At 63.1% G+C, this 13,660-nt stretch carries 12 protein-coding genes; 5 read left to right on the forward strand and 7 right to left on the reverse strand.

Features of this window, described 5'->3' with window-relative positions; all coding sequences use genetic code 11:
• Nucleotides 1–122 precede the first annotated feature (122 nt).
• Nucleotides 123–398 carry a hypothetical protein gene (locus tag BLQ92_RS11140; RefSeq protein WP_090684319.1) on the forward strand — a complete coding sequence of 92 codons (276 nt, stop codon included), beginning with the start codon at nucleotides 123–125 and terminating at the stop codon, nucleotides 396–398.
• Between the two features lie 36 nt (nucleotides 399–434).
• Here the strand turns inward: BLQ92_RS11140 and BLQ92_RS11145 are convergent, their stop codons facing one another.
• Together BLQ92_RS11145 and BLQ92_RS11150 are read right to left on the reverse strand one after the other, a co-directional pair.
• On the reverse strand, nucleotides 435–1,307 hold the full coding sequence (locus BLQ92_RS11145; RefSeq protein ID WP_090684320.1) for a hypothetical protein: 873 nt from the start codon (nucleotides 1,305–1,307) through the stop codon (nucleotides 435–437).
• A gap of 234 nt (nucleotides 1,308–1,541) precedes the next feature.
• On the reverse strand, nucleotides 1,542–2,606 hold the full coding sequence (locus BLQ92_RS11150; protein ID WP_090684321.1) for a glycosyltransferase family 4 protein: 1,065 nt from the start codon (nucleotides 2,604–2,606) through the stop codon (nucleotides 1,542–1,544).
• A gap of 704 nt (nucleotides 2,607–3,310) precedes the next feature.
• Between BLQ92_RS11150 and BLQ92_RS11160 the strand changes: the two genes are divergently transcribed.
• A complete protein-coding gene (locus tag BLQ92_RS11160) occupies nucleotides 3,311–5,146 on the forward strand; it encodes an ABC transporter ATP-binding protein (protein WP_090684323.1) in 1,836 nt (611 codons plus the stop codon).
• 161 nt (nucleotides 5,147–5,307) lie between these two features.
• Here BLQ92_RS11160 and otsA read toward each other — a convergent pair whose 3' ends face one another.
• On the reverse strand, nucleotides 5,308–6,747 hold the full coding sequence (gene otsA, locus BLQ92_RS11165; RefSeq protein ID WP_090684324.1) for an alpha,alpha-trehalose-phosphate synthase (UDP-forming): 1,440 nt from the start codon (nucleotides 6,745–6,747) through the stop codon (nucleotides 5,308–5,310).
• 55 nt (nucleotides 6,748–6,802) lie between these two features.
• Nucleotides 6,803–7,552, reverse strand: coding sequence for a trehalose-phosphatase (gene otsB / locus BLQ92_RS11170; protein WP_090684325.1), 750 nt, complete (start codon nucleotides 7,550–7,552; stop codon nucleotides 6,803–6,805).
• A 516-nt stretch (nucleotides 7,553–8,068) separates the two neighbouring features.
• Here otsB and BLQ92_RS11175 point away from each other — a divergent pair.
• Together BLQ92_RS11175 and BLQ92_RS11180 are read left to right on the forward strand one after the other, a co-directional pair.
• Nucleotides 8,069–8,632: an SCO family protein gene (locus BLQ92_RS11175; RefSeq protein WP_244106197.1), complete on the forward strand. Its 564-nt coding sequence runs from the start codon at nucleotides 8,069–8,071 to the stop codon at nucleotides 8,630–8,632.
• 62 nt (nucleotides 8,633–8,694) lie between these two features.
• Nucleotides 8,695–9,156 (forward strand): copper chaperone PCu(A)C, encoded by a 462-nt coding sequence (locus tag BLQ92_RS11180; RefSeq protein WP_090684327.1) that lies wholly within the window; start codon nucleotides 8,695–8,697, stop codon nucleotides 9,154–9,156.
• A gap of 14 nt (nucleotides 9,157–9,170) precedes the next feature.
• Here the strand turns inward: BLQ92_RS11180 and BLQ92_RS11185 are convergent, their stop codons facing one another.
• The 3 genes from BLQ92_RS11185 to BLQ92_RS11195 all read right to left on the reverse strand — a co-directional run bounded on the left by BLQ92_RS11185 (nucleotide 9,171) and on the right by BLQ92_RS11195 (nucleotide 11,769).
• Entirely contained in the window at nucleotides 9,171–9,665 is a 495-nt protein-coding gene (locus tag BLQ92_RS11185; RefSeq protein ID WP_090684328.1) for a GNAT family N-acetyltransferase, read from the reverse strand.
• Between the two features lie 116 nt (nucleotides 9,666–9,781).
• Nucleotides 9,782–10,633: a hypothetical protein gene (locus BLQ92_RS11190; protein ID WP_244106187.1), complete on the reverse strand. Its 852-nt coding sequence runs from the start codon at nucleotides 10,631–10,633 to the stop codon at nucleotides 9,782–9,784.
• A gap of 386 nt (nucleotides 10,634–11,019) precedes the next feature.
• Nucleotides 11,020–11,769 (reverse strand): TraB/GumN family protein, encoded by a 750-nt coding sequence (locus tag BLQ92_RS11195; RefSeq protein WP_090684332.1) that lies wholly within the window; start codon nucleotides 11,767–11,769, stop codon nucleotides 11,020–11,022.
• Between the two features lie 266 nt (nucleotides 11,770–12,035).
• On the opposite strand from BLQ92_RS11195, the gene BLQ92_RS11200 reads away from it, so the two are divergent.
• Complete coding sequence (locus BLQ92_RS11200; protein ID WP_244106186.1) at nucleotides 12,036–13,571, forward strand: sensor domain-containing diguanylate cyclase; 1,536 nt, start codon at nucleotides 12,036–12,038, stop codon at nucleotides 13,569–13,571.
• The last annotated feature ends 89 nt before the right edge of the window (nucleotides 13,572–13,660 follow it).

Consider the following 13,660-nt stretch of genomic DNA (forward strand, 5'->3'; position numbering starts at 1 on the left):
ACCCTGAGAAAACCCTCTAAATCCGGCCGCGGTGCAGTCGTCAAACCTGGACTGCGCCGCCGTCTCCCCACCGGATGCGCGCCGGACTCACGAAACATCTAACTCGCATTGGAGTAAATATCATGAACCGCAATCTCATCGCAGCTCTTCTCGTCACGGCTACCGCAGCAGTAGCAGCCCCCGCATTCGCCAGCAGCGGCTACGGCCCGGCGCCCTCATATAACCCGATCGTCGGCGCTCCGGCGTCGCAACGTGGCCAGAGCGCGCAGACTGTCGCGGCCGAACAGGCCGCCTACGGTGCCGGCGGCAACGCTTACGGCGGTGTAGCGGGTGCGGTTTCGGAGTCAGGTAGCCGCGTTGGGCGCGTGAGCGGGCAAGCGCTCTTTGCGCATCGCTAAGCAGCCCCGATGATTAGGCCGCTTACGAGATCCGGGTCAGGCTTGGCGCAGCGAGGTATCGAGCGCCCGAGCCGCGACCCGGTCACCCTCCGTCACGAGCGGCGCGCGAAACACCGTCTGATGGTTGTGCCCGGCAGCCGCGGGCGAGTCCCACAACAACTCTACCTTGGGACGCCGGTGCAGCCAGCCACTCTGGGCTGCGGCCCCCGGCACTGCCGAAGCGGAGATGGAAGCCGTGGTCAGCGTCGCCGGCGCCGCCGCCCCACTCGCGTCGAGCACCGCAGCAGGCACTGCCACCGGCGCAGCAACCGCACCACCCTGCCCGTCCGGCCAGCGCACCGAGAGCTCGCGCGCGTCATACTGACCGAGCTTGCGGCTTTCCACCCACACCACCACCGTGCGCGTCGCCACATCGACGGCAATCGCATAGCGGCCTATCGCAAAGCGGCGCGCCGCGACATTGGTACGCCACAGCGCACGCGGACGGCAGATCCACAGTACCGCGGCATACAAAGCCGGTGCCGCCACCAGCCAGCCGTTGGTCGCAGCCACCGCATGCAGCGCGCGCCGACCGCCGGCACTCCAGACGAAGGCGCCAACCGAGAACGCCGCGAACAGGAAGCCGAGGAAAGCGAACAGACGCAGCGCCTGACGCAGCCATTGCGGCAGCGGGTGAAATGGACGCTCGGCCTGGGCACGCGCGCCCGGCAGAAAGATCAGCAGAAACAGAAAGACAAGGTTGATGCAGGCCCACGGCGACGAAGCCATCGCGGCCAATGACGAGACGATGTCCATCTGCGACATCGAAAACAGCCACCGAGCCAGAATCACGAGACCGATGGCCCGCAGCGCGAAAATCGTTCCGGCGCCGGGCGCCGTATTCGCACGCGTCTCTTTCGTTCTCGCCAAGGCATCCTCCTGTCGGTGACGACGCCGCAGCCAAATTTGCGGCAGGGCCATTATAGGGATATTACCGAGACGGCTCACGGTTCCCTCCCCCCAAAATGCCACTTTCAGCAGATTCCCGGCCAAATGCGCGGCGCGCATGCAACAACGCCCCGCATGCTTGGCACAGGCGGGGCGTTGTTGGCGTTCATAGCGCCACCCAACGGGCGGCGCAAGAGCGGTACAGCTTTCGAACTGTTAGCTCGCGTTGACTTCGCGCAGCACCGGGCGGCGCTTCTGGCGCAGCAGTTCTTCATACGATGCGACGTAGTTCTGCGCCATCACCTTCGACGAGAAACGTGCTTCAAACGCCTTGCGCACCGTTGCGCGCGGCAGCGTATGCAGACGGTTGACAGCAGCAACCGCGCTGATTTCGTCTTCGACGACGAAACCCGACACGCCGTTCTCGATCACTTCCGGCACCGAACCGCGCTTGAACGCGATGACCGGCGTACCGCAGGCCATGGCTTCGATCATCACCAGACCGAAGGGCTCCGGCCAGTCGATCGGGAACAGCAGCGCGTGGGCGTTGCCCAGGAATTCGGTCTTCTCCGCTTCGCTGATTTCGCCGATGTATTCGACGTGCGGCAGCGACATCAGCGGCTTGATGACTTCTTCGTAGTACGCGCGGTCAGCCTTGTCGAGCTTGGCGGCGACCTTGATCTTCATGCCGGCTTGCTCGGCGATGCGGATGGCCGTGTCGAGACGCTTCTCCGGCGAGATACGGCCGAGGAACGCCAGATAGCCCGGCTTGACGTCCGGAATCGGCTTGAGCAGGTTTTCCGGCAAACCGTGATACACGGTGGACAGCCAGTTGGCCTGTTGCAGCGGCATACGCTGGTTGTCCGAGATGGACACCACCGGCACGTCGCTGAAGGTGTTGAAGATGGGTTGCAGTTCGGGCAGGTCGAGACGGCCGTGCAGCGTGGTCAGGAACGGCACCGGCTGGCGTGCGAACAGCGAGAACGGGTAGTAGTCGATGTGGAAGTGCAGCACATCGAATTCGTCCGCGCGGCGGCGCACTTCTTCCAGCAGCAGCATGTGCGGAGCCATCACGTCGCGGATCGTCGGGTCGAGGCGCAGCGCCTGCGGCCAGAACGCTTCGAGCTTCGCCGAGGTTTGCGAATCGCCGCTCGCGAAGAGCGTCACATCGTGTCCCTGTTCGACCAGTGCCTCGGTCAGGTAAGACACAACCCGTTCCGTTCCACCGTACAGCTTGGGGGGAACCGCCTCGTGCAACGGAGCGATTTGAGCGATTCGCATAGAGAGAACTCCTCGTAAAAAATCAGGCAAAAGTACTGCGGTTTGTTAAAAGCGACTCGCTTTGCTCGCCTGGCCAGTCGGGCCGGTTGACGCCGGCTCAGGCCTGTTTCGTTCGAGAAATCCTGCGATGGATCGCTTGGTAAGGATGCCCAGACTGATCATCGTCACCAGGCTGTACATGTGCCGTAAACGCACAGGCGTCAGACTCGTTGACAATCCGCCAGAGTATTTCGTGGTACGACCGAGCACGCATTATGGGTGCCGGAAGCGCCGCGCGGCGCGAAACATTTCAAACACTTTACGTTGTTACAAAGCGGAAACATTTTGCAAACCCTTGTTTTATAAGACAGTTCTACAGTAGGGTCTGGCCTTGACGCGTGGCCCGCAAGCTGCATTTTGCAAATTGTTCCGTCAATGCTTCCATGTGTGCCGCTCTTCGGCGCGCCGCTGCGCGCTGAATGGCTTTTGTAATTATATCCCGAAATTATTCCGCAATCTGCATGAACCACGGCTGCGAGGCGCGGTCGAGCAAATAGGTGTTGCGGATGCCCATCGCGAAATCAGTCGCGTCCCGTTGCCGTTCACAAACACGGCGGAATGCCTTTTGCGTGTTTACAATGCGAGCATCTGCCTTTTGTGGCGATGCGTCCCGTGGCCCATGCCGTTGCATGACATAACCTGAAACACACCGACCACACGATCAATTGGAACATCTCACCATCGCCCAGCGTAACGTCCACAACGCAAAGCTTGCGAGCTATGCGCACAGGCCGCTTGCGTTTCTTTTTCGCTATATCCGCCGCCACCCGCTCGCCCATGCGATCGTCCTGTGCAGCGTGTTCGCGGCTGTGGGTTGTGCGCTCGCCTCTCAATACGCCATCAAGCATCTGATCGACGTGCTCGGCGAAGGCCGGCACCATCCCGGCCCGCTGTGGGGGGCGTTCGCCATCCTGGTCGGCCTGATCGCCGCCGACAACCTGCTGTGGCGGGTCGCCGGCTGGGTCGCCGCGCACACCTTCGTCGCCGTCACCGGCGATCTGCGCCGTGATTTGTTCCAGTACCTGAGCGGCCACTCGCCCACTTACTACGCCGAAAAGCAGCCCGGCATGCTGGCAAGCCGCATCACCGCCACCTCGAATGCGGTCTACACCGCCGAGAACACCACCTCCTGGAACGTGCTGCCGCCGTGTATCGCCGTGCTCGGCGCGATTGTCATGATCACGGCCGTCAACCCGCTGATGGCGGGCGGCCTGATGGTCTGCTCGGCAATCCTCTCGGTGGTGCTCTACAAGCTGGCCGGGCGCGGTTCCGCGCGTCACCACCACTTCGCCACCAAGGCTGCGTCGGTTGACGGCGAACTGGTCGACGTGATCAGCAACATGGGGCTCGTACGCGCCTTCGGTATGACCTTTCGCGAGCAGGCGCGCTTCGGCGCGACCGTCAAAGCGGAAATGGACGCGCGCCAGCAAAGCCTGCTCTACCTGGAAAAGCTGCGCCTGCTGCACGCGATCATTACGGCGATGCTGTCGGCCGGCCTCCTCGGCTGGGCGCTGTGGCTGTGGGATAACGGCCGGGCGACCTCTGGCGACATCGTGCTGGTCAGCTCGCTCGGCTTCACCATCCTGCACGGCACCCGAGATCTCGCCGTCGCGCTCGTCGACGTGACCCAGCACGTTGCGCGGCTCGCCGAAGCAGTGCGCACGCTGCTCGAGCCGCACGGCATGCCTGACCGCTCGGACGCCGTTGAGCTTGTACCGCAAGGCGGACGCATCGACTTCGAAAGCGTGACGTTTGCCTACCCGCGCCGCCGGCCGATTCTCGATCACTTCGAGTTGCACATTCCGGCCGGCCAGCGCGTCGGGTTGATCGGCAAGTCGGGCGCGGGCAAGTCGACCGTGTTGTCGCTGCTGCAGCGCTTCTATGAGACGCAAGGCGGCCAGATCAAGATCGACGGGCAAGACGTCGCCTCGATCACGCAGGACAGCCTGCGCCATGCGATTGCGGTCGTGCCGCAGGACATCGCGCTGTTCCACCGCACCGTCTACGAGAACATCGCCTACGGCCGCCCTGAGGCGAGCCGCGAAGAAGTGCTGGCGGCGGCTCGCGAAGCGCGCTGCGCCGACTTTATCGAAGCGATGCCGGAAGGCTACGACACCATCGTGGGCGACCGCGGCGTGAAGCTCTCGGGCGGCCAGCGCCAGCGCATCGCGATTGCACGCGCCATCCTGAAGAACGCGCCGATCCTGCTGCTCGACGAAGCCACCTCGGCACTCGACAGCGCCTCCGAAGAAGCGATCCAGAAAGCGCTCGACCGGCTGATGGTGGGCCGCACCGTGGTGGCGATCGCCCACCGTCTGTCGACGCTGAACAGTTTCGACCGCATCATCGTGATGAGCGCGGGCAAGGTGGTCGACGACGGCTCGCCCGAAGAACTGCGCAACCGGCCGGGGCTTTATCGCGACCTGCTGTCGAAGCAGTACGGCAAGGGCGCCACGCTGCACGCCGGCGGCAAGAAGGTCGACGAACAGCACGTGGTTTGAATCTGGCGGCAGCCTCTCCCCTTGAGGCCGCTGTGACCAGTGAGCCGCGAAGGCCAGCTTCAATACGAAAAGCCGCTCATGGAAGCGGCTTTTTTCATCTTCGGGAGACAAGGGGCTGCGAGCGAACCGAGCCGACCCGCCTCAGCCTTACTCTTACGTCGTCAACCTGCCAGCGGCTCGCGGGCCGCGAGCGCCGCGTCGTCGTCCTCGGCGAGCGCACCCGCCGCCTGCAGATCGCGCATGAAGTTATCGCGCCACACCGACACATTGTTCTCGCGCAGCCGCGCCATCATGTCCTGGTAGCGGGACTGACGCTCGGCGAGCGGCATCGACAAGCCTTTCGCCAGCGCCTCGGCCATTCCGTCGATATCGACCGGGTTGACGATCAGCGCGCCATCCAGCTCCTGCGCCGCGCCCGCGAAGCGCGACAGCACCAGCACGCCCGGATCTTCGGGGTCCTGGGCCGACACGTACTCCTTGGCGACGAGGTTCATGCCGTCGCGCAACGGCGTCACGAAGCCGACGTGCGCCGTGCGAAACAGTGCCGCCAGCACCGGCCGTTCATATTGACGGTGGATGTAGAGAATCGGCGCCCAGTCGAGTTCGGCGAAACGGCCGTTGATGCGGCCCGACTCGCCCTCGAGCTGCAAGCGGATGTCCTGATACGCGTTCAGGTCAGCTCGCGTCGGCGGCGCGATCTGCAGGAACGACACCTTGTTGCGCTGCGCCGGCGCATGTTCGAGCAGCCGCTCGAAGGCTCGAAACCGTTCCACCAGCCCTTTCGAATAGTCGAGCCGGTCGACGCTCATGATCAGCTTGCGCGAATGCAGCGTGGCCTTCATGGTGCGCACCGGCTTGCCGCGCTCGCCCGCCTTAGCGAGTTCCGCAATCTCATCCGGATAAACGCCGATCGGGTACGCCGACGCCTTCAAGGTCCGCCCGAACGCCTGCACGACGCTCGGCCCCTCAGCGGGCGTCTGAACCGCGCCGTTCGCCTCGTTGACGATGTAGTCGCAAAACGCCCGCAGGTCGGGGGCAGTCTGGAAACCGAGCAGGTCGAACGAGCACAGCGCCTCGACCAGTTCGCGATGCGGCGGCACCGCCAGCAGCACCTGCGAGGCCGGAAACGGGATATGCAGAAAGAAGCCGATACGGTTCTTCACGCCAGCCGCACGCAAGGCCTGCGCGAACGGAATCAGGTGATAGTCGTGCACCCAGATCACGTCATCTTGGCGGAGCAAGGGCACAAGCTGCTGGGCAAGCCAGGTATTGACACGACAATAGCCGCCGAAGTCGTGCCGGTCGTACTGCAGCAGGTCGGCGCGGTAATGGAACGCCGGCCACAAGGTGGCGTTCGAAAAGCCGCGGTAGTACTGGTCGTAGTCGCGCCGCATCAGCGGGATGGTGGCGAACGTCACGGGACCGCGCTCTTCCACGCTGATCTGCGGCTGCCCGGAGGCGAGCACCTCGCCGCTCCAGCCGAACCACATGCCGCCGGTTTCCTTCAGCGCATCGTAGACGCCGACTGCCAGACCGCCGGCCGCCGGGCCACCTTCCGAGATCGGCGCGACCCGGTTCGATACGATAATCAGTCGACTCATGAAGCGCGGTTTCCGTGCAGAAGAACGTTCGGAATGAAGCGGGACGCAGCGCGTATCATGCGCCGCGTGCTACGGTGACGACGCCGTCGAGCCAGGCCAGCAAGGCGCCGACCGACTCGAGCCGCGAGCGCGCAATGGTATCGCCGGGCCCGACCTTGATCGACACGCCGCCACGCTCGTTGACGACCGCGAAGCCCTTTTCGTCCGTGAGGTCGTCGCCGGCGAACACCGGCCGGCGGCCGGTGAACGGCGGCTCGTCCAGGAAGGCCCGCACGGCGCGCCCCTTGTCGACATCTTTCGGTTTGATCTCGTAGACCATCTTGCCGGGCTGCAGGACGTAGGCGCCGGGATAGTCGGCCACCAGCCGCTCGGTGACCGTGCGCGCCACCGGCTCGCGCTCCGGCGCATTGCGGTAGTGCAGCGCGAGCGCCGCGCCCTTGATTTCAAGCAGCATGCCGGGGTGCGCGTTGACCACCTCGGCCAGCACCTGCTCCATGCGCAACAGGCGCTCGTCGTGAAAGCCGATCCGTTGGGTGTCGCCGTTCGCATCGCGGCGCTCTGCGCCATGCAGCCCGGCGATGGGCAAATCGGGCATGCCGAGGAACGCATCGATGCTGTCGATGCCGCGGCCCGACACGATCGCCACCGCGCCGTTAGTCAGGCGGCGCAGCTCGGTGAGCAGCGTGATGACCTCGGGTTGCACCAGCACACCGTCGGGTGTGGGGGCCAGTTCGACAAGCGTGCCGTCGAAATCGAAGAAAAATGCCGTCTCGCTGGGAGACAGAACAGCCGGAAGTGCTTGCATCTGTTTATCTTGCCTTTCAGCCGCTCGCAGCCGCAAAAGTGTGCGCATCTTACCGCGCATCCCGCTATTTTTCGGGAAAGTAAGCCTGAGTGCAACGCCAGCATGGGAATCCGCCTGCGCTGCGCAAAAATTCCGTTCAAAATCCGCACACTACGGCTTCAGACGGCTTTCACGGTTGTGCGTCAAATTGCCCGCTCATGCCGGCGTTCAGGGGTGGCGTATGACGGTGCGCAGCAATTTGCGATACAGTCCCAGCCACGTTGGCGGGTCCGGGCGCGAACCATTAAGGGCCGTTGCGCGCCATTGAGCGCCCGCAAGCGGTACTGGCGCCATCGTATGCACGCCGTCGCCCGCGCGCCCTCTTAAATCGAGTCATGGATGCCTGCTTTGTTCCCCAGAATTTCACATCAAAGGGTGCAACCGGATACCGCGTCGCAGAGCGTGCGAGGCCCAATGCGCGTCGAGCAGCGCCTCCGACAGGCCGCGCTGCCGCGGTTGCTCGCGTTCTGCGCCGCGATGGCGCTGGGTCTGCTCGCCGGATGTACGCACAAGGAAGAGCCGTGGCATCTGACGAATGTCACCGGCCATCTGCCCGATCTCGACTTCTCGCTCGTTCGCGATGACGGCAAGCCGGTTACCGGCGAGGCCTTCAAGGGCGACACCGCGCTCGTCTACTTCGGCTACACGCACTGCCCGGATGTCTGCCCCGAAACCATGGCGCGCCTGATGCAGGTGCTCGCCAAGCTCGGCCCGCAAGCGCAAAAGGTGCGCATCCTGTTCATTACCGTCGACCCGGCACGCGATACCCCCAAGGCGCTGCACGACTACGTCGGCGCCTTCGACGCCGAGCACGCCGTGGGGTTGACCGGCAGCGACCGGCAGATCGAGACGCTCGCGCGCCACTACCGGGTTGCCTACCAGATGGAGAAGCGCGACCCGAACGGCAGCTACGAAGTCACGCACAGCTCGGCCGTCTACGTCTTCGATGCGCAAGGCCACGCGCGTCTGCTCGCCACCGATCACGATTCGCCCGACGTGATCGCCGCCGATCTGCGTCGTATCATTGAAGACCATTCCTGACGATGCGCAGCTTCGGGCCACGCCTCTTGCCAGCTTCCCCTCCTTTCCCTGACTTTGCGTTCATGAACCTCAAGACCAAAACGCTCGCGGCTCTCGGCTGCGCAATTACCCTCTCGTTCGGCTTCGCCGCCACCGCCCAGGCGGCTGGCGCCGCGGCCATCAGCACCCAGCACGCATGGATCCGCTGGCTGCCGAACAACCTGCCGGCCGCCGGCTACGTGACGCTCGTCAACTCGAGCGACAAGCCGATCGACCTCACAGATATTTCGAGCGACGACTATCAGGGCGCGATGCTGCATCAGACGGTGTCGAATGGCTCGACGCAGCAGATGGTGATGGTCGACAAGCTGACGGTGCCAGCGCACGGCCAGGTCTCGATCGCCCCGGGCGGCTATCACATCATGCTGGAGCATGCGCAGCGCAAGGTTGCACCCGGCGACACCGTGCATCTGAAGCTGCAGTTCTCGGACGGCGAAACGCTCGATACGCCGTTCGCCGTCAAGTCGCCCGCGCAGGCCAACTGACGCCGCGCGAGATCTCAGGCCGCACGCATCCAGACGTGCGGAATGCCGTCTTCTTCATGCACCTCGGAGACCGGTACGAAGCCGAACGCGCCATAGAAGCCCTGCAGATGCGCCTGAGCATGCAGTCGCATCGGTACGCCGGGCCACTGCTCGGCAATATGCGCCACCGCGCGTTCCAGCATCTTGTTACCGAGCCCCATGCCGCGGAAAGCCGCGGTCGTCAGCACACGGCCGATGCGGATGTCGGGATCGGTGTTGTCAGGCAGCAGCACGCGCAGGTAACCCGCCAGCTTCGGCTTGCCCTCGCCCGGACCGAACGCGAACAGATGCCACGCCTGCGTATCGAGGCCGTCGATATCGCCGTAGAGACAGTTCTGCTCAATCACGAATACCTCGCTACGCGCGGCTAGCATCGCGTAGACCTCGGCAGTAGTCAGGTCGTCGAAGAATTTCCAGCGCCAGTCGAAAGACGGCTCTTGCATGCTGGTGGAGGGCTGCGGCTGGTTCATGAGGAAGCGCGTCAATAGAGGGACGCCCATGCGGGCGACGGTTGCAGAATTATGCCGCGAATGCCGCGCGCGAGCATAGCAAGCTAGGCTTGCTAGATACGTCCCCCTTAACGCGTTTAAAAATTGATCGCTGATTTGATCGATTGAAGCGCGGCGTTGTTGAGGAAGATGGAGAAATTTTGCGCCGTTGTGCTGCCAGCCGACTGGGTCTGGAGCGGCGTACCGTCCTTGATCAGGTACCCGGTATAGATGGCGCCATTATTCTGGTAGAACACACGATACTCGGGCGTCGCCGTCGACAACGCGGTGTTCGCGACCCAGGCACGTACTCCCGCCAAAGTCATGATCTGGCCGTCGGTGATCTGATAGGTCGTGCCGTCCGACGCGCTTGCGTAAGGGAAAAAACCCTCGAGCGTCGAGACGGTAGCCGAACACGGCGTGATGTTGACGCCCGTCGTCTGTGGTAAGACACAGTCACCCACGCCGACCGTATTGCCCACCACCTGCCTGACTGCCTTCACGTAGGACGAACCGGCTTGCCAGCTCGCCTGCTGGTTGTAGAGCGACTGGCCGTTATAGGTATTGGTCAGAATTCCGAAATTACTATTTGTCGCCAGCTCGCTCGGCGCGCTGGATAACAATCCTGACAAGGGCACAACCGTATAGCTCGTGCCGAGCAACGACTCGACCACCGTCTTGCCGTCAGTGGCGAAATAGTTCTCCGATACGTTCTGCCCCGAGTAGCTGACTTGGGCCTGGTCGGGAATGGGCCTGACGTAGATCGTGCCGTTGATCAGATAACGGGCCGCGCCGCCGATGGACGGCATAGTCAGCGTCGATGCCTCCGACGTGTAGGTCACGGTGACGGTCTGCGGCCCATTCGCTGCGCTTTGCGGAATGCTCGAATTGATGCTGTAAAAGTAGCTGCTCGGGCTCAGGGAGAGAGCACCCGTCGACGACGTCGTCAAACTCAGCGATCCTTGTAGCGTGTGCAATCCGCCATTGGATGCGAGCGCGACGCTTTCATAGCTCTGTTGGACCGCGCTGAGATTTGTCGCGGGCGAGCCGCTGAACAACGGGTTGCTCGATGAACTGCCACTGCCGCCGCCGCACCCGGCCACCAGAATGGCGGAAAGAGCCACCGCGATTGAATGCCGCCTCGTTGAAACCCCGATTGTGTGTTTCATTTTGTTCTGTGTTTTCTTTCGATTTGAATGGTTCGATCCGAAAACACCACACGGGTGCATCGATCGACTTCGACTTATATTCTGCGACGCGCCGTTGTAACCCGCGACGGCCCGGCAAGCTCACCGACTACCCCGTCAGCGCCAAAGCAGAAACATACCCGACTATGTCACCCGGCGCAAAGAATCGGCTCAGCAGCGCACTGCAGCCGTTCGATCAGATTGCCTGCGCCGTGCAAATGCAGCGCGCCAACCACCACCAAGGTGCGGACCGGCGTTTCCAGCATCTCCTGCACACGCGGCGCCCAGGCGGCATTGCGCGCATCGAGAATTGCATTGCGCATGCCGGGCAGGCTGAACATCGGCGATTCGGCCGCCACGCTATAGACCGCCTGAAGATCGCGTTGCAGCCACGCCGACTGCATGCGTTCGAGTGTGCGTTGGGGCTCGGTCAGATCGGCGAGCAGCATTTCCAGCCCGCTACAGATTGTCGGCAAAGGAATCGATTCGAGCGAGGCCACCACCTCCTGCGCGGTCTCCAGAAACCGGTAGGGTTTCGCTTGCGCATCGCACTCTCGAACGAGCCGCGGCTCCACGCCCTCCACGACCCGCTGACACAGCGTCGGCGCCGCCATCATGACCGCCCATGGCCGCAGATCGCCGAGCGGCGCCAAGGCACCAGCGGAAGGCCAGGACGCGTCGAGCCGGCTCCACACCTCGGGCGCCAAGGCATGCTCGATCGACTGACCACCGTCACGCTTGAGGAACGGCAAGATAGCTTGAGCATCGGACTCGAAGACGAGCGTCTGCGCCCACTCGAACGCTTGCGATACCCAGCCAGGCATGCGCGGAGTAGCGGCGGAGAACAGATGCATCGAGCCAAGCACCCTGACCTGGGTGCCGGTGAGCTGAAAGTACATGGAGGGAAGATCGGTGGCTCGGGAAATGCCCGACAGTATTTCATAGGCAATGGGCTACGGGTGAGCGTTGCGAAACGCGTGCACTATAGCGCCAGTAGCGTGGGCGACGAACGGCCGCCCGGCTGCGAAAGCATCCTGCAAGGAAACGGCCGTCAAGATGCGTGTCGGAATGCCGATATCCGGTCTATGCGTAATCGATATTCGCGCCCCTCATTGTAAAACGTACTTGGCCATGCGGCGCCGCGACGCTGTCCTCGGAGACCAGTTTGAGTTCGAATCGACCGCCCATCATCTGGCGCGCGATAGCTTTCGTGACGATCGTCTGCTTGTCGCTGATCGTACTCGACGGCTGGCGCAGCTGGAACGCCCGCGCGGTACAGCTTGGCGAGATGGACATTGCTGCCGCGAATCTCTCGCGCGCAATGGCGCAGCAGGCCGACGACACGTTCAAGGAAGCGGACACGGCACTGCTCGGTCTGGCTGAGCGCGTGGAGTTCGACGGAACCAGCGCGGCCGCCATGAAGCGGTTGCGTGGCATTCTGTTGATGCGCCGACAGCAATTGCCACAACTCGACGGTCTGTTCGTCTACGACGCAAACGGCAACTGGCTCGTCAGCACTTCCTCGACCCCGCTGAACCGGTTCAACAATGCGGATCGCGAATACTTCATCTTTCACAAACAGCACCGCGAAGCGGGTGTGCACATCGGCGTGCCGATCATCAGCCGGTCGAGCGGAAACTGGGTGATTCCGGTTTCCCGACGCATCGATAACGCCGACGGCAGTTTCGGCGGCGTGGTGCTGGCCACAGTCAATATCGCTTTTTTCAAACGTTTCTACGATACGCTGCAGATCGGCAACGCGGGGGCGGTCGCGCTCGTGCTCGATAGCGGCACCATGTTGATTCGGCGACCGTACGATACGAAACTGGTCGGCGCCAGCATGCGCGAAACTGAGTTGTACCGATCCTACCTCACGCGCGGTCCGGTCGGCACCGCCTTCATCAAATCGGCGCAGGACGGGGTCACCCGCTTAAACAGCTATCGCAATCTGCAGGACTATCCGGTCTTCGTGGCCGCGGCATTGTCGAAGGACGAGATTTTGCATGAGTGGTGGCGCGACACCATCTGGCACTCAGCGGGGGTGCTGTGCCTGGTCGTCGTAGTGGCATTGTCCGGCTGGCATCTGGTCCGGCAAATCGAGCTGCGCATCCGCACCGAGGCGGAACTGATCAAGGCGCACGACTCGCTCGGGAGACTCAACCGGACCCTCGAAATGCTCGCAATGCAAGATGGCTTGACGGGCCTTGCGAACCGCCGCCAATTCGACCTCACCTTGCACAACGAATTCAGCCACGCCATGCGTCAAGGGAGCGGCCTCGCGTTGATCATGATCGACGTCGACTGCTTCAAGCAATACAACGATACTTACGGACATGCCGCCGGCGATGAGTGCCTGCGCACCATCAGCCAGTTGATCCGGAACCTGGCCGCACGCCGCCCGCGCGACCTCGCCGCACGCTATGGCGGCGAAGAGATTGCCGTGCTGCTGCCGGATACAGGCATCAAGGATGCGATCGCCATCGCGGACACGATTCGCCACGCCATCCGCGATCTGGGACTCGAGCATCGGGGCAGCCCGGATGGCATCGTCACGATCAGTGCGGGAGTCGAGGCACGCATCCCGATCATAGGCGCAGACGATCCGACCCAGCTAATCCAGGCAGCCGACAAGGCCTTGTATGAAGCTAAGCGCGAAGGACGGAATCGGGTGGTGGCGGCAACGAGAGGCGTGGCTCACTAGCTTGCGCGCGGTCCTCAGAGACCTGTAGCAACCGAAGGCGGGCGGGAACCCGATGCTCTGGCTTCGCGCGCGAATGTCATTTGAAACGT

Source organism: Paraburkholderia phenazinium, from assembly GCF_900100735.1.
Lineage (GTDB): Bacteria > Pseudomonadota > Gammaproteobacteria > Burkholderiales > Burkholderiaceae > Paraburkholderia > Paraburkholderia phenazinia.